The 23,771-nt window shown below is 38.3% G+C and carries 25 protein-coding genes; 11 read left to right on the forward strand and 14 right to left on the reverse strand.

Features of this window, described 5'->3' with window-relative positions:
- The first annotated feature begins 47 nt into the window (after positions 1–47).
- Genes J7J00_RS01920 through cotJC form a run of 3 tightly spaced genes read left to right on the forward strand, consistent with a single transcriptional unit; the run spans position 48 to position 1,130 of the window.
- The gene (locus tag J7J00_RS01920; RefSeq protein ID WP_063234475.1) at positions 48–281 is read left to right on the forward strand and encodes a spore coat associated protein CotJA; all 234 of its coding nucleotides are present in this window, start codon (positions 48–50) and stop codon (positions 279–281) included.
- On the forward strand, positions 282–548 hold the full coding sequence (locus J7J00_RS01925; protein ID WP_214786996.1) for a spore coat protein CotJB: 267 nt from the start codon (positions 282–284) through the stop codon (positions 546–548). It begins immediately after the preceding gene.
- Between the two features lie 12 nt (positions 549–560).
- Positions 561–1,130, forward strand: coding sequence for a spore coat protein CotJC (gene cotJC / locus J7J00_RS01930; protein ID WP_214786998.1), 570 nt, complete (start codon positions 561–563; stop codon positions 1,128–1,130).
- Positions 1,131–1,175: 45 nt separating this feature from the next.
- On the opposite strand, the gene J7J00_RS01935 is transcribed toward cotJC, so the two are convergent.
- Together J7J00_RS01935 and J7J00_RS01940 are read right to left on the reverse strand one after the other, a co-directional pair.
- Entirely contained in the window at positions 1,176–2,048 is an 873-nt protein-coding gene (locus J7J00_RS01935) for a CvfB family protein (RefSeq protein ID WP_214787000.1), read from the reverse strand.
- A gap of 246 nt (positions 2,049–2,294) precedes the next feature.
- On the reverse strand, positions 2,295–2,567 hold the full coding sequence (locus J7J00_RS01940; RefSeq protein WP_214787002.1) for a response regulator: 273 nt from the start codon (positions 2,565–2,567) through the stop codon (positions 2,295–2,297).
- Positions 2,568–2,679: 112 nt separating this feature from the next.
- Here J7J00_RS01940 and J7J00_RS01945 point away from each other — a divergent pair, with 112 nt between their 5' ends.
- On the forward strand, positions 2,680–3,870 hold the full coding sequence (locus J7J00_RS01945; RefSeq protein WP_214787004.1) for an alanyl-tRNA editing protein: 1,191 nt from the start codon (positions 2,680–2,682) through the stop codon (positions 3,868–3,870).
- 95 nt (positions 3,871–3,965) lie between these two features.
- Here the strand turns inward: J7J00_RS01945 and J7J00_RS01950 are convergent, their stop codons facing one another.
- Entirely contained in the window at positions 3,966–4,379 is a 414-nt protein-coding gene (locus tag J7J00_RS01950) for a hypothetical protein (RefSeq protein WP_214787006.1), read from the reverse strand.
- Positions 4,380–4,458: 79 nt separating this feature from the next.
- Complete coding sequence (locus tag J7J00_RS01955; protein WP_098369411.1) at positions 4,459–4,650, reverse strand: hypothetical protein; 192 nt, start codon at positions 4,648–4,650, stop codon at positions 4,459–4,461.
- A gap of 139 nt (positions 4,651–4,789) precedes the next feature.
- Here J7J00_RS01955 and J7J00_RS01960 point away from each other — a divergent pair, with 139 nt between their 5' ends.
- Positions 4,790–5,311, forward strand: a complete 522-nt coding sequence (locus J7J00_RS01960; protein ID WP_214787008.1) for a GNAT family N-acetyltransferase — start codon at positions 4,790–4,792, stop codon at positions 5,309–5,311.
- A gap of 41 nt (positions 5,312–5,352) precedes the next feature.
- Here the strand turns inward: J7J00_RS01960 and J7J00_RS01965 are convergent, their stop codons facing one another.
- On the reverse strand, positions 5,353–7,602 hold the full coding sequence (locus J7J00_RS01965) for a HelD family protein (RefSeq protein WP_286201140.1): 2,250 nt from the start codon (positions 7,600–7,602) through the stop codon (positions 5,353–5,355).
- A gap of 251 nt (positions 7,603–7,853) precedes the next feature.
- Here J7J00_RS01965 and J7J00_RS01970 point away from each other — a divergent pair, with 251 nt between their 5' ends.
- The 4 genes from J7J00_RS01970 to J7J00_RS01985 all read left to right on the forward strand — a co-directional run bounded on the left by J7J00_RS01970 (position 7,854) and on the right by J7J00_RS01985 (position 9,186).
- Positions 7,854–8,105, forward strand: coding sequence for a hypothetical protein (locus J7J00_RS01970; protein ID WP_214787012.1), 252 nt, complete (start codon positions 7,854–7,856; stop codon positions 8,103–8,105).
- A gap of 50 nt (positions 8,106–8,155) precedes the next feature.
- Positions 8,156–8,347: a hypothetical protein gene (locus J7J00_RS01975; RefSeq protein WP_214787014.1), complete on the forward strand. Its 192-nt coding sequence runs from the start codon at positions 8,156–8,158 to the stop codon at positions 8,345–8,347.
- Positions 8,348–8,520: 173 nt separating this feature from the next.
- On the forward strand, positions 8,521–8,724 hold the full coding sequence (locus J7J00_RS01980) for a hypothetical protein (protein ID WP_214787016.1): 204 nt from the start codon (positions 8,521–8,523) through the stop codon (positions 8,722–8,724).
- A gap of 222 nt (positions 8,725–8,946) precedes the next feature.
- Positions 8,947–9,186: a hypothetical protein gene (locus J7J00_RS01985; RefSeq protein ID WP_063234466.1), complete on the forward strand. Its 240-nt coding sequence runs from the start codon at positions 8,947–8,949 to the stop codon at positions 9,184–9,186.
- Between the two features lie 404 nt (positions 9,187–9,590).
- On the opposite strand, the gene J7J00_RS01990 is transcribed toward J7J00_RS01985, so the two are convergent.
- Positions 9,591–9,992 (reverse strand): RDD family protein, encoded by a 402-nt coding sequence (locus J7J00_RS01990; protein WP_214787018.1) that lies wholly within the window; start codon positions 9,990–9,992, stop codon positions 9,591–9,593.
- A gap of 341 nt (positions 9,993–10,333) precedes the next feature.
- Here J7J00_RS01990 and J7J00_RS01995 point away from each other — a divergent pair, with 341 nt between their 5' ends.
- A complete protein-coding gene (locus tag J7J00_RS01995; RefSeq protein WP_214787020.1) occupies positions 10,334–11,953 on the forward strand; it encodes an ABC-F family ATP-binding cassette domain-containing protein in 1,620 nt (539 codons plus the stop codon).
- A gap of 1,053 nt (positions 11,954–13,006) precedes the next feature.
- Here the strand turns inward: J7J00_RS01995 and J7J00_RS02000 are convergent.
- From J7J00_RS02000 to J7J00_RS02025, 6 genes are all read right to left on the reverse strand, one after another.
- Positions 13,007–13,783, reverse strand: coding sequence for an enoyl-CoA hydratase-related protein (locus J7J00_RS02000; protein ID WP_214787022.1), 777 nt, complete (start codon positions 13,781–13,783; stop codon positions 13,007–13,009).
- 66 nt (positions 13,784–13,849) lie between these two features.
- Positions 13,850–15,055 carry an acetyl-CoA C-acyltransferase gene (locus J7J00_RS02005; protein ID WP_214787023.1) on the reverse strand — a complete coding sequence of 402 codons (1,206 nt, stop codon included), beginning with the start codon at positions 15,053–15,055 and terminating at the stop codon, positions 13,850–13,852.
- The gene (locus J7J00_RS02010) at positions 15,052–15,924 is read right to left on the reverse strand and encodes a 3-hydroxyacyl-CoA dehydrogenase (RefSeq protein ID WP_214787025.1); all 873 of its coding nucleotides are present in this window, start codon (positions 15,922–15,924) and stop codon (positions 15,052–15,054) included. The genes J7J00_RS02005 and J7J00_RS02010 overlap by 4 nt, the downstream gene beginning before the upstream one ends.
- A gap of 64 nt (positions 15,925–15,988) precedes the next feature.
- Entirely contained in the window at positions 15,989–17,263 is a 1,275-nt protein-coding gene (locus tag J7J00_RS02015; protein WP_214787027.1) for an MFS transporter, read from the reverse strand.
- A 279-nt stretch (positions 17,264–17,542) separates the two neighbouring features.
- Positions 17,543–18,730: a CaiB/BaiF CoA transferase family protein gene (locus tag J7J00_RS02020; protein WP_214787029.1), complete on the reverse strand. Its 1,188-nt coding sequence runs from the start codon at positions 18,728–18,730 to the stop codon at positions 17,543–17,545.
- A gap of 56 nt (positions 18,731–18,786) precedes the next feature.
- The gene (locus J7J00_RS02025; RefSeq protein ID WP_214787031.1) at positions 18,787–20,586 is read right to left on the reverse strand and encodes an acyl-CoA dehydrogenase family protein; all 1,800 of its coding nucleotides are present in this window, start codon (positions 20,584–20,586) and stop codon (positions 18,787–18,789) included.
- Between the two features lie 444 nt (positions 20,587–21,030).
- Here J7J00_RS02025 and J7J00_RS02030 point away from each other — a divergent pair, with 444 nt between their 5' ends.
- Entirely contained in the window at positions 21,031–21,762 is a 732-nt protein-coding gene (locus J7J00_RS02030; protein ID WP_214787033.1) for an IclR family transcriptional regulator, read from the forward strand.
- Positions 21,763–22,148: 386 nt separating this feature from the next.
- Here J7J00_RS02030 and J7J00_RS02035 read toward each other — a convergent pair whose 3' ends face one another.
- Positions 22,149–22,445, reverse strand: coding sequence for a hypothetical protein (locus tag J7J00_RS02035; RefSeq protein ID WP_214787035.1), 297 nt, complete (start codon positions 22,443–22,445; stop codon positions 22,149–22,151).
- Positions 22,446–23,259: 814 nt separating this feature from the next.
- On the reverse strand, positions 23,260–23,649 hold the full coding sequence (locus J7J00_RS02040) for a DNA methyltransferase (RefSeq protein ID WP_214787037.1): 390 nt from the start codon (positions 23,647–23,649) through the stop codon (positions 23,260–23,262).
- Positions 23,650–23,771: the final 122 nt, after the last annotated feature.

Here is a 23,771-nt window from a genome sequence, read left to right on the forward strand (position 1 = left end):
CAAGCATAAAAATTAAAAGGCTATATCTTTACAAAGGAGGTATTTTTGTGACTCGGGAAAAGACTTTTACCTTAGTTAAGTCATATAAACCTTTCCATAGTAAATTCGATCCTTGCCCGCCAATTGGGAGAAAGTACTACAGGACACCTCCTAATTTGTATATTAATTTTCAACCGCCGAATTTGGAGCAGTTCACACCAGAAGAAGCTTTGAAATACGGGACACTTTGGAAATTCTTTTATGATTTTTATGATAATCCATACCGGGAAAGGGAGACGTAAATGAAAAATAAACTGGATGATGAATATTATCAGTTGCTTGAGCAAATCCAGGCTGCCGATTTCGTACTGGTCGAGTTGACTCATTATCTGGATACACATCCTAACGACCAGCAGGCTTTACAGCAATTCAATCAATTCCATGAATATTCCAAACAATTGAAATCGGTTTTTGAGCCTAAATATGGTCCATTATTGGGATTCGGAAACAGTTCAGGCGGTGAAAATAAATGGGAATGGGGCCAAGGCCCATGGCCCTGGCAGGTATAAGGAGAGATTTCTATGTGGGTTTATGAAAAGAAGCTGCAATATCCAGTTAAAGTCAGAGACTGTAATCCTCGATTGGCTAAATATTTGATAGAGCAATATGGGGGTGCTGATGGTGAATTAGCTGCAGCGCTCCGATACCTAAATCAACGATATACAATTCCCGATAAAGTGATTGGCCTGCTAACGGATATCGGAACGGAAGAATTTGCCCATCTGGAAATGATCGCCACGATGATTTATAAACTTACAAAAGACGCTACCCCCCAGCAGATGGCAGCAGCCGGCCTAGGTGAACATTATGTCAATCATGATAGTGCTCTTTTTTATCAAAACGCGGCAGGAAATCCGTGGACTGCCACATATATTCAAGCTAAAGGCGATCCCATTGCTGATTTATATGAAGATATTGCCGCTGAAGAGAAGGCCAGAGCAACCTACCAGTGGTTAATTGACATCTCGGATGATCCGGATATCAATGATTCACTCAGATTTTTGCGCGAGAGGGAAATCGTACATTCGATGAGGTTCAGGGAAGCTGTGGAGATTTTAAAAGAAGAAAAAGGTAAAAAGAAGTTCTTTTAATGAAATTCAGATGAAAAAAGCAGCGGAGAAAATCCGCTGCTTTTTTCATTTACGGTCTGAAGAATATGTCCATCCATCTTCCTGGTAAATCTTTTCTTCCTTCATCAGTTTGCCGAGAGCACGCTTGAACGCTCCCTTGCTCAAACCGAAGTGAAATTTAATATCATCAGGTGGCGTTTTGTCACCATAAGGCATTGCACCGCCGCGATTCATTAAATAAGTGAAAATGACATCAGCATCTTCCCCCATTAAATCTTGTTTAAAAGGAATTAATGAAACATTAAGCGTTCCATCTTCTTTACTATCAATGACGCGCCCTTCAACTAATTCACCAAGACGGGGCTCCTCCTTGCGTTCACTTTCGTGAATGAAACAGCGGTACCCTTCTTGTGAAATAAAGAAAGATCCAACCATAAGCAAACGATAGACATTTCCCTTAATACTGGTGTTTCGCACTCCTTTTAAAGGAGCTGTCACTGCAATCTCCTGAATTACATCTTCCGTTGCAAGTTTACCAAACAGACGATCATGACGATCTGTCTTCAGGGATACATATAAACGATCACCAACCTCAGGCCATAAGCGATCTATATTCGGAAGGTCATCCAGGGATACAAGAATATCTTTGGAAAGACCGATGTCCACAAAAACACCCAGTTTCCTTTTCACATTGACAACTTCTGCCCAGCCATATCGATCAATCTGAATTTCGGGTATCTTCATTGTCGCTGTTAGCCTTGCTTGTTTGTCATGGTAGATGAACACAGTTACTTCATCGCCAATCTCAAGTTCCGTTCCTTCATTCATTTCATTATGATGAAGTAAGACATCTTCTGAACCATCCGTTAAAAACCATCCGAAATCAGCCTTACGTTCCACTTCTAACTCTACAGCCATGCCGGCCTGAATTTTTTGCATGAATAAAAATCCTCCTGTAACTTACCTTTACCTACAATTGTACCCAATTATTTATTTTTCCAACATATTTGAATTTATCATTTTTTTGTTGTTCTGTATACCTATTACGTTTTTTTATTTTTTAACCCTTGTTCTTCATGGAGTGCCTTAGGGTTCAGAATCTGCCCTTATTTACCGTTACTTAACAAGGTATGCATGATCACTTTGGATAATTGGCTCGGTTTATATGGTTTAACTAAATAATCCTTAGCTCCCAAGGAAAACCCTTCTCCCTTCTTCAAGTACGGTCGATACAAAAACGGGAATCTCATTCAAGTCAGCAAATCCTTTTAATTCCCTCAGGATCGTCCAGCCTTCCGTCTCTCCCTCTTCAAGAAGGATATCCATTACAATGGCATCCGGAGGTGAGGTTTTTAGCTTTTGAAATGCCTTTTTACCACTTTTGAAATAGTTGACGTGGAAGCCACTGTCCATCAATTCATATTTTAGCAGTTCCGCTAAGCACAATTTATTTAACATTTGTCATAAAGTTTACTTATTTACCTGACTTATCTTCTAAATCCGCAATTTCATACTCAGGTATTTCGATGATATAATTAAATGATCAACAGAAAGGAAAAAGTAATCATTCATGACAAAAAAATTGTATTATACATCCACCAAGACTTCCCAATGGGAGACCAAAATTCAGGAGAGCTTTGAAGAAGATGGCTTTTACTACATCACGCTTGAAGAAACCGCGTTTTATCCCGAAGGGGGCGGTCAGCCTGCAGATACTGGTTTAATAGAAGGAATCACCGTTCTTGACGTTAAAAAAGGCAATGATGGAAAGATTCTGCATAAGACGGAGAGAAGGCCAGATTCAGAAATCGTTCATTGTGAACTTGATTGGTCCCGCCGCTTCGATCATATGCAACAGCATAGCGGCCAGCATTTACTCTCTGCTGTCTGCAGGGAACTGTTCGACTCTAATACGGTCAGCTTTCACCTTGGAAAAGAATATTTAACGATCGATATAATGTCAGGATTTCAATGGACTGAAGTACATACGGCTGCTGCTGAAAAGCTAGTTAATCAATATATCATCGAGAATCGCGAAATACTTATCTATTACGTGACAAACGAGCAATTACAGACACTTCCTGTCGTCAAAATGCCTAAATTTTCAGATAATATCCGTATTGTTGAGATTGAAGGGATTGAATTTAACCCTTGCGGTGGAACTCATGTAGGGCGTACCGGTGAGATTGGCTTAATAAAAATTTTCAAAACGGAAAAGCAGAAAGAACATACCCGTCTCTATTTTAAGTGCGGCTTCAGGGCATTGAACGATTATTCCGAAAGTCTAGGAATTCTTTCAGCATTATCGAATAAGTTCAATACCGGACGTACAGAGATTCTGAATAGGGTGGAGAAACTGGAGAATGACTATAAGCAGCTACTATCGGCAAATGAAAACTTAAAACTTGAAAATGCAAACTTTCTTGCTGACTCTCTGCTTGCAGAAAATGCAGGGGGATTCATCTCTCATATTTTCGAAGGTAGCTCAATGAAAGAACTCCTTTACCTTGCAAGTACGATTGTAAAAAAGGAAAAGGTTACCGTATTATTAGCATCACGTAAGGAGCAAAAGGTCATCCTTTCGCACAGTGGGGCCCTCCCCTTTCATTGCGGACAATATTTCAGGGCTGAACTCGGTTCGTATAATGGGAAAGGCGGAGGGAACGAACAGACTGCACAAGCAGGTTTTGCTTCACAAAATGACTTCATTGCATTTTACCAATACACAGTTGAAAAATTAGGCCATACTCCTGGTGTATAAAACCTTTGCAAAGTGGTTGAAGACATTCGTGATGAACACGGAAATCATGACTTCTCAGAATGAGAAAAGAGAGGACAAATTAAGTCCTCTCTCTTTTATTCTTCTATTTTCAATTTCACTAATCCATGTTCTTCAATATGAAGATGATATTTTTCTTCGAGCTCCATGATACGTTTAAACGCTTCCTCCTGATTGTATTCGTGTTTTTCCGACTCCTCGGCTAACTCTTTTCTAGCCAAATGGTATGCAAGCTTATCCCTGAATACTCCTTCTTCATACTCATTTATGACTTCATGAAGTTGCTCCTCCAATTCCCTGCTTAAATCAAAAATTTCATATTCCTTCACGAACTGTACTCCTTCCATGCCGAAATCTTTGGCAAAGGAATTGAGATACTGTTCCATCTCACTGAATTCTTTATTATCTTCAGTATCGGAAGCAACCCAATATCCGTACTGAACCATTTTGAATAATGTTTCATACTGTTTCTTGGTAAAATTGATTTTCATTGTCGATACTCCTTTTCCGGTTTCCCTTACAACAAAAAGAATAAACCGCAATGGAACAAAAGTCCAATGCGGTTTATTCTCAATCCAATATTTCCGTTACAGAAAAATAAGCTGCTTTTTCCGTATCTACGACATAATGGCAATCGCCTTTAACTAAATTATAATAACGGTGCTTTTGAATATTTGAAATCATTTGAGTTGAGTCGTCGCCCTCAACCTCATGCTCTAGTTCTTTGCCGCCCGGAAAATAAAAACTAACTTTCAATTTCATCTTTCTCATCCTTCCCCTCATCTGGTTGAATCACTCTTTTATTTCTTATCCTTTCTCATGCAGTTTTAAACATAAATAATATGCTTATTCACTTTTTCCATGATATTCTAGGGAAAAACGGAAATCAGAAGGTGTTTTCATGAAGATAAGGAAAGCCATAGAAGAAGATGTAAATGGAATAGCAAATGTTCATATTAACAGCTGGAAAACGACTTATAAAGGAATCCTCCCGGAACAATATTTGTCCTCCATGAATCTGGAAGCCAAAAAGAAAAACTGGCTAAGAAATTTAAAGATGCTGCATAATGCCACCTTTGTAGCGGAAAACGCCAATGGGGAAATCATCGGTTTCGCTGCCGGCGGGCCTGAACAAACGAATGATGCGCATTTTCAAGGTGAAGTATATGCCATTTACTTTTTAAAAGAATATCAACGACAGGGACTCGGCCGAAAAATGATAAAAGCGGTCATACATGAGCTTATTGAAATGGGACATAAGAATTTAATAATCTGGGCATTAAAGGATAATCCTTCATGCGATTTTTACAAAGCCCTTGGCGGTCAAATGATAGCTGAAAAAACCGTTAAAATGGCAGGCATCGAGCTCATCGAAGTCGGTTTCGGGTGGGAAGATATTCAGGATATCCTTTTGCATTTGTAAGCGTATCCCGAGGAGGGTGGTTACACTCCACCCTTTCTCTTTCATATCTCGATAAGGAAAGCATTTTTCTCATTACCTAAAAAATAAAGCCTGTGCAATGGCCTTGTCATTGTTACGTACAGCAATTTGATATCAAGTTCATTTCCATGGCAATACGCTTCTTCCAGGGATATTGCAAATACGACATCGAATTCGAGACCTTTGGCTTGATAAGAAGGAACAATCAACGTTTTATCCTTAGGGATGTTTCCCTCTTCATCTATTAAATGAAAGTCTTGATGGAATCCCCTTAGTTTCTCGTTTGCCAGTTTGCAATCTTTCATCGTTTTAGCAATAACGGCAAACGTTTTAAATCCTTCTTCTTTAAGACTTGCAATAAGTTCGATAAGTTCTTCTTCCCAACCTTCCTTTTCAATGGAAATGAATTCCGGCTCTTTGCCATGACGGACTACAGGTTCAACTTCCGGGAAATCATATGTTAACAACTGAAGTATTTCATTAGCTTGTTTCATTATTTCAACAGTTGTTCTGTAGCTTTTTTGTAATTCGGTATACGTCGCCCGAGGAAAAATACGACTGTGAACCTCTTCCCATGTTTGAAGTCCGCGGTATGAATGAATGCCTTGTGCAAGATCGCCTACAAGAGTGAACATATCGGTATCCACTGCCGTCTTTAGTGCCTGTAACTGCATGAAGCTGTAATCCTGTGCCTCATCAATGACGACATTTTTTGCTTTGTTTTCTTTATCGACACCAAAAAGCCGCTCATGAAGATATAATAATGCTCCTAAGTCTTCCATCTCGTAACTTTTAACAGAAAATAATTTATGATTATACTCACATAATACACTGGCATCTTCAACAGTAAGTTTACCGTTGCTGTAAGAGGCAAGACGCTCCGGATCTTCGTATAACTCCTGATAGTAATCCAGGAGACCTTTACTTTTGAATTGCTTAAAATACCCTTTTACGGAAGTACGAATCGCCTTTTGGATCTGACCTATCCTTTCCTCCTTTTTATCGAGGCATTTTGTAACAAAATCCTTACGAATAACTGGATCAATATTTTTATAGAGAGCTTTTTCAATTTTGGCATCATAAAGGTCAACAACACGTTCAAGCATTATTTTCTTTTTCAATTTCACTTCATTTTGTAAAATGGCCTTCAGTTTGTCTAGTCTGCTGTATAACGGTAAATACCAATAATCCTCTTCCAATAATCTAATGAACTTCTTTTTGGAATAGAGGCGATATTTATCACAATAAAAATCTGCATTCGGATGAAAACCCCTGAAAATATCCTTTACATATTCGTCCAATATATATTTAAAGACAGGGGAGCCCTTCAGACCTGATATCCAGACGGCTGATTTAATTTCTTCATCATCCTTTTCCAGCAATCGAGTTAATTTATCATCCGCTACAAGCTTCACTTGCTTTCCTATCGCTGCCTGAACATATTCGGAAAATGTGAATTGTTTAACCTTTTCGACACCCAATTCAGGTAAAGCTTCAGATATGTAATCAATGAAAACCCGGCTCGGAGCAAGAATCATTAATTGTCGCGGATCGAACAAGTCTTTATAGTGATAAATGAAATAAGAGATCCTATGTAAAGCAATTGTAGTTTTACCACTGCCCGCTGCGCCTTGGACAATGATAGGTTTATTCAAATCTGCACGAATGATTTTATTTTGTTCTTCCTGGATCGTGGTAATGATATCTGTCAATCGATTGCTGGAACTTTTGGAAAGGGATTCCTGCAATAATTCATCCGTTGTTGTCAAATCAATGTCCCTTATCTCCTCCAAGACACCTTCTTCGATCATTAGCTGTCTTTTTAAAGTGATGTTCCCGCTGAATGTCTCTCCTTCCGCTTCATATTCTATTTCACCAATCCGTCCCTCATAATAGAGGTTTGCAATCGGGGATCGCCAATCGACGATGATTTGTTCTTGGCTTTCCCTCTGATAAAGCGATGTTTTTCCGAAATAAAGGACTTCTCCTCTATCACCGTCATTCCTTTCAAAATCCACTCTTGCAAAATAGGGCTTTTTACTTGCTTTGCGTAAACTTTCAAGTTCGGTTTTGGACATCTCAAAAAAGTTGGCCGTCGTCAGCAACTGTGAATATAAACCTGATTCAGACCAATCGGCATCGCCAAAAGCTTCTTTCATATTCCGCTGAAATTGATCTTTGCTTGTTTCTGATGTTTTGATGACTACATCGATATAACGTTTCGTAAAATCCAGCCGCTGCCGTTCCTGTTCAAAATCAGGGTGATTACCCAATGAAACCACTTCCCCTTCCTTATTTAGTTATCAAACTCATTAAAATGCCGATGCTAAGACGAAATGGACATTTATACTATCAGAAAAGCCAATGGTTGACAAATCTGGAGACATAGAATTATATAGTTGAAATTTTACCTCCCCTGATATTTCATAAAATTTGCAGAATATACTAAATACTCCAGATTTAATTTCACTATAATATGTTGACTTATGAAGGAGCTTCCAAAATGCTTTCAGGAGGAAAATCATTGAATACTTTTTTTACCATTCTAGGAATAGGAAGTTTATTTCTATTTCATCGGATCGATATCACATTATCCGATGCAATTATGTTAATGACAATTATACTATCCTCTTTATACATCATGATATGCAATGAATTGATTGTATATCAAAAAGATGTCAAACCCATCAAGCACCATGGAACGAATGAACCCTACCCTGCTCTTCCTTTAAACCTCCTATACTTCTGCACAGAAGTTTCCGTTGTTAGCAAGTAGACGAACCCTGATATTGCATTACTTAGGGGCAACCATACCTTCCGTCTTACATGTTATCTTATTTATATATTGGGAAAGGCTGCATTTCAGGTACCTTGGTGCTATTGGGATTGATCATTAGTGTAATTATGTCTGTGATGCGGGCTTTAATTGACTTTTTATTATCCATGAAAGCCGTCCGCCCTGAAAAGGAATCCGATCAAATAAAGATGACCCCGGTAAAAGGGGCGCGGACATCATAGAAAGATATAATATGGGCGGGGAATTACTATAGCTGGGACCGGGCGTTGGCATCATCATGAAAGGTATGATGGATTGGGATACCTTTATTCGGTCGAATCATTACAGTTGCAGACGCCTTTGATGCAATTATCTCCGATAGAGCCTTGGGTACGGAGATGTCAATGGAAAAGGCATGGAAATCATTGAAGATGGTATGTGCAGGGAGTGGGATCTATACCTCGCCAAACGCTTCATCAAAAAGAAAAGAAAAGAGCTTTTCTATTCCGGCACTGGCAAACCGAATCAAAAACGGCTGAATGATCCTGAGGGCCGAACCCTCCATACCATAAAGGAATTTACTTCAAGCAAATTTTTAATGTTTCTCCTACGACTTTAACTAATCAACTCTCTTGGCTTTAATGCTTCAATAATATGTGCTCATCATGATTATCTGGGAATGATCAGCAACTCCATGAGGGTAAAGTGCTCGATTATACCTTTCTTCTACAATTGTCATCATCTCTTAACATAAATAACGCTAATTTAATATTTTATTGGAAACTCACATTATATACTTAAATTACAATTAAATAATTTTTATAAGAAAGTAGGTACTGTCATGGAAATAAATGAAAGACAACCAATGCTATCCCCTAAATTAATCCATGAACTTGAAATTTTATCATCCAAAACAAATATGCCTATCTCCGAACTATTAGAAATATCTGTAGTATCACTGCTGGAAAAGGTGAATAATACCAAAGAACTAAATGTTGGACTTAATAATAAGGAAATGATTTTAAGAAATAAAATCATCATTAATCAAAATAAAGAGGTTTTGAATAACCAAAGCACTTGACCATATAGGTGAAGTGCTTTTTGGTTCCTAACTGCCACTGTTTTAATGGATAAAATATTCTATCGTGGTTTCCAATGTAATATTTCTTAAAATAGCCCCAATAAAGTATTCTGCAAAATTCCCTTTGATGAATATACCATGTAGGGTTCCTGAAAAAATCATATCTGTTTGAATGTGTAATTTCGAATAAAAAAAGCAGCTATTAACTGCTTTTCAAAAGGAGTGCTATCTAAATGTTAAACAAAGTTGATTGGAGACTCCTGCTTAGAAAAGCGCGGCCAAGCGAGTTCCCTCCGTTCCAATCAACGCTTGAATTTTTACAAACCCTCAAAAAACTATAGACAAACTTGATTCTCCAAGTTTGCCTACAGTCTGAAACAGCTATTAAACTGCTTATCAATAAATCATGGTTTATTTGATGTCACGTATGTACCTGCTATGAAATCATGTATCGCTCTATGGTCTTTTCTTAGCCCGACCATGAATGCACTAACAATAAACCCTATCCCCAATGTAATGGCATACACCAAAGCAGCAACTAAATACCTCAATAGCATTGTGCCTATTCCTAATTTTTTGCCGTCCATCCTTACTATTCTTATTCCCATAATCCTTTTACCTACTGTATAGCCATACCATAATATCGGAACAAACAGCATGTAAAGAAAGTGGAAGAACGTTGAAAAGTTTTCATTTTCCCAATCTCCAGTAATCAACCCGAAAATTATCGCTAATGGTAAAGATACTATTATGCCATCCAATAATCCTGCAAAAAAACGTTTCCAAAAACCTACTGAATCACTCATTTATGATCCTCCTGTCGTGTTAGTTACAGTTACCTATATTACCAATTAAAAGGTTGATGCGTAATGAGTCTTTATACCTATAAATTTCTTCTATGAAAAAATAAAACATACTTTATACGCAACAATTTAAAAACAAAATTAAATCCTTGTGTAATTTTTGCTTATAAACGTTTGTTTTTGCTAATCTGCCTTTAATTTTCATAAGAAATAAGATACAATTTAATGAACGGCATTTAAAAAATTATTAGACATAAACTGCTGTTTGTGTGAATCAGCGTATAACTAATGAAACAAAGTGTTGGACACGTTGAAACAAAAGTATTTTGGAGGAATGTAAATAAATGATTACAGTAAATAATGTTGGTTTACGCTATGGCGATCGTAAACTGTTTGAAGATGTTAATATAAAGTTCACGCCTGGTAACTGCTATGGTCTTATTGGTGCAAATGGTGCAGGTAAATCCACTTTCTTAAAAATCCTTTCAGGTGAAATTGAAGCACAATCCGGTGATGTCCATATGGGGCCTGGCGAACGCCTTGCCGTTCTAAAACAAGATCACTTCGCTTTTGAAGAGGAAGAAGTCCTTAAAGTTGTCATTATGGGACATGAAAGATTATATGAGGTAATGCAAGAAAAAGATGCCATCTATATGAAGGAAAACTTCACGGACGAAGACGGAATGAAAGCTGCCGAACTTGAAGGTGAATTTGCCGAATTAAACGGCTGGGAAGCTGAACCTGAAGCTTCAATCCTCTTAAAAGGCCTTGGCATTGCAGAAGACCTGCATACAAAGAAAATGGCTGAATTGAACGGTGGCGACAAAGTTAAAGTATTACTTGCCCAGGCACTATTCGGTAAACCGGATGTTCTTTTACTGGATGAGCCTACCAACCACTTGGACTTAAAAGCGATCAAATGGCTGGAAGAATTCTTGATCAACTTTGAAAACACTGTTATCGTAGTTTCCCATGACCGTTACTTCCTTAACAAAGTTTGTACACATATTGCGGACCTCGATTTCGGTAAAATCAAAGTTTATATCGGAAACTATGACTTCTGGTATGAATCAAGCCAGCTTGCCCTTAAACTGACTCAAGATGCCAATAAGAAAAAAGAAGAAAAAATCAAAGAGCTTCAAAATTTCATTGCACGATTCAGTGCTAATGCGTCCAAATCGAGCCAGGCAACATCCCGTAAGAAATTATTGGACAAAATCAGCTTGGATGACATACAGCCTTCTTCGCGCCGCTATCCATATGTCGGCTTTACACCTGAGCGTGAAATCGGGAACGATCTGCTTCGTGTCGATGGAATCTCGAAAACGATCGATGGCATAAAAATATTGGATAACGCTAGCTTCACGATGAATAAAGGCGACAAGATTGCATTTGTCGGTAAAGATGAGATTGCTAAAACAACAATGTTCAAAATCTTGGCAGGTGAAATTGAACCGGATAGCGGTTCATTCAAATGGGGCGTTACGACCTCTCAGGCTTACTTCCCTAAGGATAATGCTGAATTCTTTGAAGGCGTCGATTTAACTCTTGTCGATTGGCTCCGTCAATATTCTCCTAATGACCAGAGCGAAAGCTTCCTGCGCGGTTTCTTAGGCAGAATGTTATTCTCTGGCGATGAAGTAACGAAAAAGGCAAGTGTACTTTCAGGGGGCGAAAAAGTCCGCTGTATGCTTTCTAAAATGATGTTAAGCGGTTCGAACGTCCTAATGCTTGATGAACCTACTAACCATCTGGACTTAGAGTCAATTACGGCATTAAACAACGGTTTGATCAGCTTTAAAGGATCTATGATCTTCTCTTCTCATGATCATCAGTTCATCCAAACTGTAGCGAACCGAATCATTGAACTTACACCAAAAGGTACAGTCGATAAGCAAATGAGTTATGATGAGTACCTTGAAAATAGCGAATTGCAAAAGCAAGTGGCTGAAATGTACAAATAATACTTTTATGAAAGCACATCCTTATTGGATGTGCTTTTTTCGTTCCCGATTCTTCTGCCTCCATTTATTTCATACCTTTAATGTATTGAAGGTATAAAAAACACGCTGCAATAAATATAATAATATTCCCCGAAAGATGAGCAATGAATAATTTCATCGATAAAAAGGTATATTGGTAAGGAAGGAGTGAGTTAGAATTGGATGGTCAAACAGTGAAAAATATTTTTGATGATACAGGATACCTTTTTTTATATGATAAATTCAGTTATCATTTTTATGTATCCGGATTGTTCGACTTAGTGGATCAAGAAAAAATAATCTCGGATTTTTTAAATTCTTATGGATTCGATGATAAAAATCCTCTCTTTTTTGACGACTTTTCCTTTTATTTTAATTGCTTTCATTATTCCCACCAAAAACAAAAGATGATAAATTACTTGAAAACCGAGTATGACGAACATATTTGTTAAGTATAAAGGGCCAGATAAACTGATCCTGCTTTTTTTAAACGAGTACTATTCAAAAAAGATAAGAGCATATTAGTGCTCTTACCTTTCTTCATTTTATTTTTCTCTGTTACTCTTCCTTCCCTGCTGCCATATTCATGTTCGCTTCGATATTCTCCTGGCTGACGGTGGAAAATGGTAAATTTCGCTTTCCTGAGAAATTCTCAAGCAAGTCTTTTACATATTTTCTCTTTCTTTAAAGAATCTTATATACTCTTGGTTATTATGTAGTTGTTCAGGTGTTCCTGTAGCTACATTGTCCTACGAATAATTATAATAATATCTGAATTGATAATTGTATCTAGTCGATAGGAACTCTCAGATAGAAATCCGCAAACGATCGAGAGACGAAAAGGGGAGATTCCCTCCAACCGGTTCTTCTTTATAAATTAAGGAGGTATCACCATTAAAATCGGATAGGGTACCCTTCTTAACTCTGTACAGTTTTAATTTCGTTTTAGTTTTAGGTCCTGAAAAATTGTAAGCCTTTTGTCCGCATTATTCATTATTGCTATATTGTCTTTTTATAATGAATAAAAGTGTAATCTTATTGACCTGTAAATTGTGGTTTTCTCCGTTCGCTAAATGCAATAAGTGCTTCTACACGGTCTTCTGTAGGAATCGTAAGTTCATATGCCTTTGCCTCAATGGCTAGTCCTGTTTGCAAATCCGTATTCATTCCCTGAGTGATGGCATATTTTGCTTGTTTTAATGCAACCGGACCGTTTTTCATCATATCTGCAGCCAATTCTTCACAGACAGTTTTCAGCTCGGTACGCGGCACCACTTTCACAAGAATGCCTAAATCAAGTGCTTCTTCCGCTGTCACCTTTTTAGCAGTAAAGATAAGCTCTTTCGCTTTTGTTTCACCGATAAGTCTCGGTAACCTCTGTGTACCGCCGGCTCCTGGTATGATAGCCCAACTTGTTTCCGTTAGTCCCACTGATACACCTTCGACTGCTATGGCAAAGTCACAAGAAAGTAGCCATTCAAGCCCTCCACCCAATGCATAACCATTAACAGCGGCAATTGTCGGCTGGGGAAGCCCCGCAATACTGTTAAACACATCTCGAATTGCTTTGACATTTCTTCTTACTTGCGCTTCATTTAATGTCTTTCTTTCTTTCAAATCCACGCCTGCGCTAAATGCTTTATCACCTGCTCCTGTGAAAATAACCACACGGATGTCCTGGTTAGCATAAATCGCATCTACTGCTTCCTGAAGTTCAATAAGGGTCTCATAATTAAAACAATTCAATACTTCTGGACGATTCACTGTTACAAAAGCAATATGATTTTCCACTTTATATATAACGTTAGACATGAAAATTATCTCTCCTTTTCTTAGAAGAATAGCCCTTACTAGACCAAGCTAATAAGGGCTTATTTTTTACTCCTCAATGTTTTCTATGATTGCTGATATGCCCTGTCCAACACCGATACACATGGTGGCAAGTCCATACTGGACATTTTGCTTTTTCATCTCATGAAGTAGTGTTGTTAAAATGCGTGCGCCGCTAGCACCTAGCGGATGGCCAAATGCAATCGCACCACCGTTTACATTCACTTTTTCCGGGTCCAATTTTAATTGACGGATACACTCAATAGATTGGGAAGCAAACGCCTCGTTTAATTCGACAAGTCCAATATCATCTACTCCTAAATTTGCCCTTTCTAATACTTTGCGTGTTGAATAAATAGGGCCAAGGCCCATAACAGATGGTTCCAGGCCGGCAACTGCACCGACAACATATTTGGCTAGAGGTTTTAATCCGAATTCCTTCGCCTTTTCTTCACTCATTAACAGTAATGCTGAAGCCCCGTCATTTATACCGGAAGCATTCCCAGCTGTTACAGTGCCGCCTTCAAAAATTGGTTTCAGTTTTCTCAGCTTTTCAATCGTTGTATCCGGACGCGGATGTTCATCTCGGTCGACAACTACCTCATTCCCTTTTCGATCTGTAAAACGGACCGGTACAACTTCATTCTTAAAACGGTCATCTTCTAATGCTTGTTTTGCTCTTTGCTGACTTTGAAACGCAAATTGGTCTTGGTCTTCTCTGGACACCGAACAGCGTTGGGCTACGTTTTCTGCTGTTTGCGGCATTGAGTCCGCTCCATACATCTCTTCTAGCTTTTTATTCGTAAAGCGCCAGCCAATCGTTGTATCCAGAAGCTCCATTAAACCTCGCGGAAAATCACTTTCCGGTTTTGCCATGACATATGGAGCCCTTGTCATGCTTTCCGTTCCACCGGCAATGTAAATATCCCCTTCGCCTACCGCAATGGATCTAGCAGCATACATAACAGCATCAAGACCTGAGCCACATAGCCGGTTAATCGTTGTACCGCCCACACTGACAGGGAGTCCGGCCAAAAGTGCTGACATTCTTGCCACATTGCGATTATCTTCACCAGCCTGGTTGGCATTCCCGAAAATTACATCCTCAATTTGTTCTAGAGGAAGATTGGGGTTTCGTTCAATAAGTGCCTTAATGACAGCAGCCCCCAAATTATCCGGCCGAACACTCTTTAACGTGCCTTTATACCTTCCAATCGGAGTTCTTACAGCATCTACAATCACTACTTCTCTCATTTCCCAATCAACTCTTCTTTCTCTGTATAGTTATAGACACCTTTACCTGATTTACGTCCAAGACGACCCGCTTTTACATACTGCTCCAGTAACGGAGCCGGCCGGTATTTTTCACCCAACTTTTCATGTAAATATTTTAAATTGTTCAAACGTGTATCAAGACCCACTAAGTCTACCAACTCAAAGGGACCCATTGGGTAATTAAGGCCGAGTTTAATCGCTTTATCAATTTCTTCTGGTGTCCCAAGTCCCTCTTGAAGCATATAAAAAGCTTCATTGCCAACTAACGCATTGATGCGACTCGTTACGAAACCAGGAAACTCATTAATGACAACCGTTTCTTTCCCCATCTGCTCCGCCAATTTTTTGATAGCTTCCGCTGTTTCATCACTCGTTTCAAGACCTCGAATAATTTCGACAAGCGGCATTTTATGCACCGGGTTAAAAAAGTGCATGGCGATGGTCTGAGCAGGACGTTTTGCATAGGAAGCAATTTCCGTCGGACTCATAGTAGAGGTATTCGTTGCAAAAATGCAATGAGCTGGTGCGCATTGTTCAATTGTTTCAAACACCTCTCTTTTAATTTCAGCTTTCTCAGGTACAACCTCAATAATGAAATCAGCCGACGAAGCCGCCTTTTGTAAATCTGTTAAATAAAACAAGTTAGCTTTTGCCTTCTGCTCCTGTACATTGGAAAGTTTACCCCTTAAAAGTGCTTTTTCAAAAATAGTGTTCAGTTCAGCTTCAGCATTTTTAAGTGAAGTTTCATTGACATCAACCAACGTAACGTTAAAGCCCCCTACCGCTCCAACATAAGCAATTCCACGTCCCATGACGCCTGAACCTACTACAACAAGACTGTTCATCATTTCCCCTCCTATTTTTTATGAATTTTCTTCTACGATTAAAATTAAAAGCTTACTATTATAAGGTTTACATAGTTTTAGTTTTGTTAACGCTTTCTTTTTGTTCAGTAACAGCATTTTCTTCCTTTTCAAATGGATCGTACATTTTTTCCCGGATAAACAGCCCAGGAATCACCGCTGCTAAGACATAGGCAATACCCAGAGTAGCTAAGCCTAACCCGATTGATTGAGATTCCGCAATGAAACCAATCATAAATGGAGCCATCGCTGCCCCGAGTCTACCTATATTATACGATCCTCCTACAGCTGTACCACGAATATGTGCTGGAAAACTCTCATTCATGTATGTGGAATTGACTGCATATGGCATACCATAGAGAAATCCCAGAATTGTTAATAACGCAATAACGTTAGTCGGTGTATTGTAAAGATAAACGATTGGTAAGAGAATCGCAGTAGATAGACCACCAATAATAAACATCGTTTTTCGACCGTATCGATCTGCCAGCCAACCTGTAATGATTTTACCTAAGATTGCAGCTGTGTAGGTTCCTACAAGATACCCTGTCATCTTTTTAAAATCAATACCTAAATCAGTTACAATATATGTCGGCAGCCAGGTACCAACACCATAATAAGCAAATTGTAAGAAGGTCGCAGTAATACCCCATAATATAAAAATCTTTCTTGTTTTTGAATCTTTGAAGATTGTAGCCCACTCGTTTTTCTTATTCCCCTTTTGTTTTTGCGCTTGCGCTCTTTCTTTCCATCCTTGAGGTTCTGGAACCCGGAATCTAATATAAATGGCCAAAAGAACAGGTATGACAGCAATAAAGTATAGAGGCCGCCATCCGTATTCAGGCAAGATTGCACCCGCCAATAAAGCGGCCACTAAATATCCTAATGAATATGCTGCTTGTATCGTACCTAAGACCGTCGTTCTCCTTTTCGTAGGTACATATTCAGCCATAAGCATCGTAGCGATCGTATATTCCGCCCCTATTCCAATAGCAGAAATGAAACGAATTACGATAAATTGCTCATATGTTTGGGCAAATCCAAGTACGCACGTTCCAATTGAGAATAGAACCAACATCCAGGTCGCCATTCTTACCCGGCCAAATCGATCAGCTAACCAACCACCACAGATTCCGCCGACACCCATACCTACTAAGGACCATGTAGCAATGAGTCCTGCTGATGCAATACCAATATTAAACTCTTCCATTAAACTAGGCATCGTGATAGACAGCATGATTAAATCCATGCCATCTACCATTAGACCTAAAAAGCAAGCGATGAAAACTACAATCCAAGTCCGGTCTGATCTAACATTATCCATAAAACACCGCCTTAATTATTTATTCAGCCTCTTTATATGCTCTTGTTGGAAAAGATAAACAACTCCCTTTCGTTGTAAGCGTTGTCTATTTAAGGGTGTAACATCATAGGATGATAGGAATGTATAATGATGAGTAGTTTTCATCACCGATTCATTTTCCGACATTCATTTTGTTCATGTACATGGTATTAATTGCAATCTAAACACTACCTTAACTTAACGGTACGTGATTCAATTGTTTATGGACGAGATATCTAGTTGTTAACTAAGCAATTTATTTTAAATAACCTTTTCATTTATGAAAGATTCAATTTCTTGTTTATCATACCCTAATTCTAACAATACTTCTTCAGTATGCTCCCCATGTAAAGGGGGGTGCCTCTCAATAGTGACCGGTGTATCTGAAAGTTTGATTGGTGACCCTAAAAGTTTAACCATTCCAACTTGTGGATGTTCAACTTCCTGTATCATTTGCCTTTCGAGTACTTGCTTATCTTCAAAAACTCTATCTAAGGTATTAATAGGACCACAAGGAATATTATTTTCCTGGAAGGTTATGAGCCATTCATCTGCCGTTTTTGTTAACAATGCTTCTTGTATTTGAGGAATTAATGCCTCCCTATTAATGTTACGTGCGCTGGCTATTGAAAAACGCTCATCACGAGATAACTCGTCCAACCCTAGTAAGGAACAAAGACGCTGGAACTGTCTGTCGTTACCTACTGCAATAATAATCTCATAATCATTAGTTTTAAAATTTTGATAGGGAACTAGAGTCGGATGCTGATTTCCATATCGTTTTGGAAGGTTCCCTGTATTTAAATAGCCTGTCGCAAGATTAAGCATTGTAGCTAACATGGTATCCAAAAGAGAAATATCACAATGCTGGCCACGACCCGTATGAGTTCTTGCCTGCAAAGCAGCTAATATGCTAATGATAGCATGTAGACCTGTGAATAAATCAGCCATAGCATTTCCAGCTTTCGTAGGTTCACCATCTGGTGCGCCATTCACACTCATAAACCCGCTCATCCCCTGAGCAATAAAGTCATATCCCGGCAAATGTTTGTAAGGTCCTGTTTGCCCAAATCCTGTGATGGAGCAGTGAATTAATTTAGGGTTTAACGCTTTCAATTCTTCATATCCTAGTCCTAACCGCTCCATTGTCCCTGTTTTAAAATTTTCTACGACAACATCCGCTTCCTTTAGAAGCTTTTTAATGATTTGTATTCCCTTTTCTGTTTTTAAGTCCACCGTGATTGCTCGTTTATTTCGATTAACTGCCATAAAATATAAACTGATATCTTCAACATCAGGAGGAAACCACGCCCGCGTTTCATCAAGTAATTCCGGCCCCTCCACTTTAATGACATCTGCACCCAAATCTCCCAACATACTAGTACAAGTTGGACCAGCCACCACCCGACTTAAATCAAGAACTTTAATCCCGCTTAATGCTTTTGCCATGATGCCCTCCCCTATTCTTAATCGTTGTCATACACCTTATGGTAGAGATTGATTGTTTAGAGTTTCACGGATTGTTGCACTTGTTTTAATAAACCTCTTACAGCCTGAACCGGAACTTGTTCCCAGTCAACAATAGCATCAAACCATTGTAATAACGATGGATCCGAGTAGCTATAATTATCCAAACTATTAGAAAGCAAATAACGGTGGAGATACTGTAAAGTCATGTATAATTTACGGTAGCTTCCTTGTTCTGTAATTTGCACAGACGCTTCTTCCAGTAAAAGACTGGCTGCACAAACATGATACATGCGGTTCATTAATTGTTTCGCAGGCAGTTCCCTCTCTGGCCCGTTCAAATTCATTATTTTCTTCGCTTGCGATTCAATTTTATTGGTAACGTGTAAAAGAATCTTGCCAGTCTGCTGCGCCAAAGAATCAGAGATGCCATCTATAGTATTGTAAACTGTGTTAAAGAAAACCTCTCCTGCTTGATCTTTCACTAAGGATCTTATTACGTCTAAGGCCACAATATTTGTGGTTCCTTCCCAAATAGCACCTAAATGAGCATCGCGCACAAGTTTCGGTTCCACCCAATCCTCGATATACCCATTTCCCCCTCTTGCTTCCATCCCTTCAGAGGTAGAATTTCTCGCTCGTTTACAAATGTATCCTTTTAACAATGGCGTTAAAATACGTAATAGCTTTTCATCGGTCTTGCTGCCTTGATCTGCTTTATCATAAACGGAAGCTGTGAAGAATGTCATAGCCGCAGCTGCCTCGGAATCTAGTAATAATTCAAAAAGGGTTTCTTTCATAAGCGGCTTTTCGGCTATAGAGCTGCCAAATGCTACCCGGCCCCGAGCTGAAATAAGCGCTTCCAAAAAGCTTCTTCGCATCATTGCTGTAGAACGAACGGCATTCGATAATCGTGAGGAATTTACCATCGACATCATTTGCTTAAAACCATTCGTAACATCACCCACAGCATAAGCGACCGCCCCTTCAAACGCTACCTCACCCGAAGCCATGTCCCGTGTTCCTAACTTATCTTTTATTCGATTGATGCTGAACTTATTTAGAGATCCATCCGGTAATTTTCTTGGCATTAAAAACATCCCAAGACCTTTCGTGCCCGCTGGAGCACCTTCAGGACGAGCCAACACTAATGCTAGGTCTGTTGATAGGTTGGAACAAAACCACTTATCGCCCCAAAGTTCCCACTGATCGCCCACTTTTTTTGCCGTTAACGTGTTAGCCCCAACATCAGACCCACCTTGCTTTTCAGTCATAAATTGGGCACACGTCCATAATTCCTTCATATCTGTACTCGTCAAATGTGGTAAATAGGTATCCTGCATGTCTTGATCGGCATATCTCCTTAAAACACGCGCACCAGAATCTGTCATACTCATTGGGCAAGCTAAACCAAACTCGGATTGTACAAATAAATACCAAAATGCATATTTTAGTACGTGCGGAAGTTTCGTAGAAAATCCTAGCACTGGTTTATGTGACATAGCTGCGAGACCAAATTTGCTATATCCTAAATACTCCATTTCCTTATAGGCCGGATGATAGTCAACTTCGTTAACACGCTCCCCCTTCCCATTGAAAGCAATCAACTCAGGAGTATGCTTATCCGCAGTACGAGATAACTCGTCTAAACGTGTTCCCGCTATTTCACCTAATTCTGTTAAGTAAGATAGGGCGTGATCATAATCTTCTTTGGAAAGATAACGATGTAGGATAAAAGGGAGATTGAGATCTTCCTTAAAAAAGTTTAAACCTTTTGTCTCTGGCATCGCACCAACTTCAGCTTTTATTGAATTAGATGTCGACAGTTGTAAATTCATAAATTTTCCTCCTATTCAATATTTTTTAATTTTTAATTAACAATATCGGAATTGATATTCCTATATTTGATACTACGTGATAATTATCTAAAAAGTCAATTTATTTTTAAGCCACCAACCTTACTTATAAAAATTGCATTTAGCTTCTCGAAAACTTATATGCTATATAAATATAATAATTTATTAAAAAATGACTGATATAAAAGGACACTTTTAGTGATTTAAAGGGATCTTCCTTTCAATAGTGACAAAAACATGGGGTACTCTCCCCTAATTAATTGGCTTATAATCTTGGTATGATATAATATTTTTAATTATTGAATGAATTTCGCATTTCCAATTCCCTTTCTCCCAAGCGTTTCAAGAGACCGTTTAATAATTGAAAATAGCAATTATTAAATTGAAATAATTAATTTAAATGGAAATTAACGGAGGATTTTATTTATGAACACAAAGATTTCATCTACAGTACAGCGTGCAATTAAAATTATCAATTTTCTAAATGAAACACCAGGTCCACAAGGAATTAAAGATATTAGCGAAAAACTTAATATTTCTCCTCCTATTACTCATCGCATGCTAACTACTTTGAAAATGGAAGGTATGGTATTCCAAGATATAGTTTCTAAAAAATATTCACTCGGGACCGTTTTCATTGACTATGCAAATAAAATAATCACAGATTTACCGTTTATCTCTTTAATTGACTCCCAATTAATTAAATTGAGAGATGAAACTCAGGAAACGGTAGGATTTTATATGTTAACAAGCATGATTAGGATGTGTGTAATCGAACATGTAAGTAATCAGGAAATAAGCAGAAAAGCAGGAGTTGGTAATAGGATTCCCCTACATCTTGGGTCAAGTGGTCGAGTAATTTTGGCATTCCTTAATGAAGATTTACAAGCTCAAGCATTAAACATCCTTCCTGAAGAAGAAAGAAATATACTTCGACTAAAACTAGAAACCATTGTAAATACCGGTTACTCAATAAATGAGGAAGAACTCACGAAGAATGTAGCTGCGTTATCAGCTCCTGTCTTTGGTGCAAAAGGGAAAGTCATTGGAGCTATTTCTATTTCTGGGCCAGTCTTTCGATGGAATAAAGAATCGATGGAACAACATATATCTTTATTATTAAAAACTACTGAAAATATTTCAAAATCATTCTATTAAAGCTAGATTCTGGTGCAAAAATAACGTGACATGGAACAAACAACTCAAGCAAAAGAATATAAGGTTAAGGAATAACTACTTGCAAAGACGCCGGAGTAGGGCTGGATAAAGGGTTATTCGAACTTGATGCCCATATAGATGCGGTCACTACAGGTAAAACCCATTAAAAATGCGAAAATCACCTATTACGTGAAGATGGTCCGTTTGCTAATTAAACGGTCGAACAACTACAGGAAGAGCCCGAAAAAAGGTCAGAAAACCGCATTCATCTTGATATCTTCAACATTTCCAGGATGGTTCCATTCAAGGACATACAGCCGCGCTTAGGAAACCTTATTCCAGCAACAGCTCTGAGTATGATGAACTATTAAACGAACAAGAAGCCTTCAATGAAGAAATATTAGATTTGCATAAATCGAGGCTTCCGTATCGCCATACATGTCAATGGCGACCGAGCGATTGAATCTAATATTAAAGCTCTGGGAGCAGCCATAAAGGGCAGTACTTGAGACGATTATCGCCACCGAATTGAACACATTCAGACAGCAAATTTTAATGACTTGCAGACCATGAAGGAATTTGGAATTGCTGCTTCTTTCTTTATTATCACGTTTATTATTGGGAATATCGACATCGCTATATATTTTTAAAACGAGAGCGCGCTGACGGATAAATAAATCCATTAGCCAAATCACTTGATCTAGATTTATTATTTACATTACATTCCGATTGTCTAATCATACCAATCTCACCGCTTTTTTCTGTTTGGGAAGCCGTGAACCAAATTACAAGGAACGGAAATGAGTTAGGAGAAGATCAAAAAAATTGATGTGTTAACAGCACTAAAATCAATGACTATTTATGGAGCCGAACTAAACTTTGAACGAACAATAGTGGTAGGCCAAAAAGCAGACATTGCTGTATTGGCCAAAGATCCATTAACCTGCCCTCTAAAAGAGATAAGGACATTCCGGTGTTAGCAACCATCCTAAACGGATATGTTGTTTGGAAAACAAACTCCATTGAAGTGTATATTTTGTATTCAAACACCTCTAATTGGTATTCGTCTAATATTGGTTTGACTCGTCTAAATTAATCTTTGCTCATTTCTATTTGAAAAGCTTTATGTTCAGGTAAAATCAACGCTCCTGCCACTTTAGAATTCCTCTGTCAAGGATTGTCATTTGAATATCTTCATTCTTTCTATAATTCACACAACAGAACAAACGTTTTTAATTATACTTAGAAATTTTCATCTAACTCCCTCATTTCATTTTTCTTTTCAAAAAATAAAAACACCGCGTGAAACAGTGTTTAAAACGGATCGTTAAGTTCGGGAAAGGCCTTCCTTGGCAGTCATATTAATTATTATCACAAGAGGGGGTACCCCGAAGTCTTTTAAGAGGTTTCAACAGCAACAGCATTAATTAACTTCCATATGTAGGTATTATCTAATTCGAAACCAATAAAGGTCCGACTTTGATTTATAGCAGCTAGTCATGTTGATTTTGAACCCATGAAACAATCTAATACTGTTTCACCTTTATTAGAATGAGTTGCAATTTTTTTTTCGAGAACAGCAACTGGCTTTTGACAAGGGTGAAATCTCACTTTTCCACTAACTATAGGTGCTTCATAAGAAGCCCTATCATAATAAGAATTTAACGTTCTTTTTGTCCCAATGGGGACCGAATTCGTTTTTTCCCAGATTCCTATTCTTAGTTGTTTCAACTTCAATTGTTCTGCAACAATTGATATATCACCTATTTTAAAATTATCGTAAAAGATGACCATTGGTCCACCTGGAACTAGTACCCTTTTAAATTCTTGTAATAGGGAAAAACAATTTAAACTACTTACTACTAAATTCCATTCACCAAATTCCATTGAAATAGAGTCACCCCCACCACTTTTAAAATTCGTCTACCTAGATATAAAATATGGCGGGTCCGTACAGATTAAATGAATAGAATTACTCTCAATCTTTTTAATTTCATTTAAGACATCAA

Origin of the sequence: Bacillus sp. ISL-4 (assembly GCF_018613275.1) — a bacterium.
GTDB lineage: Bacteria > Bacillota > Bacilli > Bacillales > DSM-1321 > Peribacillus > Peribacillus simplex_E.

Bases quoted from the DNA above. Each gene is read 5' to 3' on its own strand.
- J7J00_RS02010 (WP_214787025.1), bottom strand. From the start codon at position 15,924: ATGATGAACAGTCTTGTTGTAGTAGGTTCAGGCGTCATGGGACGTGGA.
- J7J00_RS01935 (WP_214787000.1), bottom strand. From the start codon at position 2,048: ATGCAAAAAATTCAGGCCGGCATGGCTGTAGAGTTAGAAGTGGAACGT.
- J7J00_RS02025 (WP_214787031.1), bottom strand. From the start codon at position 20,586: ATGAATTTACAACTGTCGACATCTAATTCAATAAAAGCTGAAGTTGGT.
- J7J00_RS01955 (WP_098369411.1), bottom strand. From the start codon at position 4,650: ATGAAATTGAAAGTTAGTTTTTATTTTCCGGGCGGCAAAGAACTAGAG.
- J7J00_RS02000 (WP_214787022.1), bottom strand. From the start codon at position 13,783: ATGTCTAACGTTATATATAAAGTGGAAAATCATATTGCTTTTGTAACA.
- J7J00_RS01960 (WP_214787008.1), top strand. From the start codon at position 4,790: ATGAAGATAAGGAAAGCCATAGAAGAAGATGTAAATGGAATAGCAAAT.
- J7J00_RS01995 (WP_214787020.1), top strand. From the start codon at position 10,334: ATGATTACAGTAAATAATGTTGGTTTACGCTATGGCGATCGTAAACTG.
- J7J00_RS02005 (WP_214787023.1), bottom strand. From the start codon at position 15,055: ATGAGAGAAGTAGTGATTGTAGATGCTGTAAGAACTCCGATTGGAAGG.
- J7J00_RS02040 (WP_214787037.1), bottom strand. From the start codon at position 23,649: ATGGAATTTGGTGAATGGAATTTAGTAGTAAGTAGTTTAAATTGTTTT.
- J7J00_RS01925 (WP_214786996.1), top strand. From the start codon at position 282: ATGAAAAATAAACTGGATGATGAATATTATCAGTTGCTTGAGCAAATC.
- J7J00_RS01945 (WP_214787004.1), top strand. From the start codon at position 2,680: ATGACAAAAAAATTGTATTATACATCCACCAAGACTTCCCAATGGGAG.
- cotJC (WP_214786998.1), top strand. From the start codon at position 561: ATGTGGGTTTATGAAAAGAAGCTGCAATATCCAGTTAAAGTCAGAGAC.
- J7J00_RS01985 (WP_063234466.1), top strand. From the start codon at position 8,947: ATGGAAATAAATGAAAGACAACCAATGCTATCCCCTAAATTAATCCAT.
- J7J00_RS02020 (WP_214787029.1), bottom strand. From the start codon at position 18,730: ATGGCAAAAGCATTAAGCGGGATTAAAGTTCTTGATTTAAGTCGGGTG.
- J7J00_RS02035 (WP_214787035.1), bottom strand. From the start codon at position 22,445: ATGGATTTATTTATCCGTCAGCGCGCTCTCGTTTTAAAAATATATAGC.
- J7J00_RS01940 (WP_214787002.1), bottom strand. From the start codon at position 2,567: ATGTTAAATAAATTGTGCTTAGCGGAACTGCTAAAATATGAATTGATG.
- J7J00_RS02030 (WP_214787033.1), top strand. From the start codon at position 21,031: ATGAACACAAAGATTTCATCTACAGTACAGCGTGCAATTAAAATTATC.
- J7J00_RS02015 (WP_214787027.1), bottom strand. From the start codon at position 17,263: ATGGATAATGTTAGATCAGACCGGACTTGGATTGTAGTTTTCATCGCT.
- J7J00_RS01990 (WP_214787018.1), bottom strand. From the start codon at position 9,992: ATGAGTGATTCAGTAGGTTTTTGGAAACGTTTTTTTGCAGGATTATTG.
- J7J00_RS01975 (WP_214787014.1), top strand. From the start codon at position 8,156: ATGTTATCTTATTTATATATTGGGAAAGGCTGCATTTCAGGTACCTTG.
- J7J00_RS01950 (WP_214787006.1), bottom strand. From the start codon at position 4,379: ATGAAAATCAATTTTACCAAGAAACAGTATGAAACATTATTCAAAATG.
- J7J00_RS01980 (WP_214787016.1), top strand. From the start codon at position 8,521: ATGGAAATCATTGAAGATGGTATGTGCAGGGAGTGGGATCTATACCTC.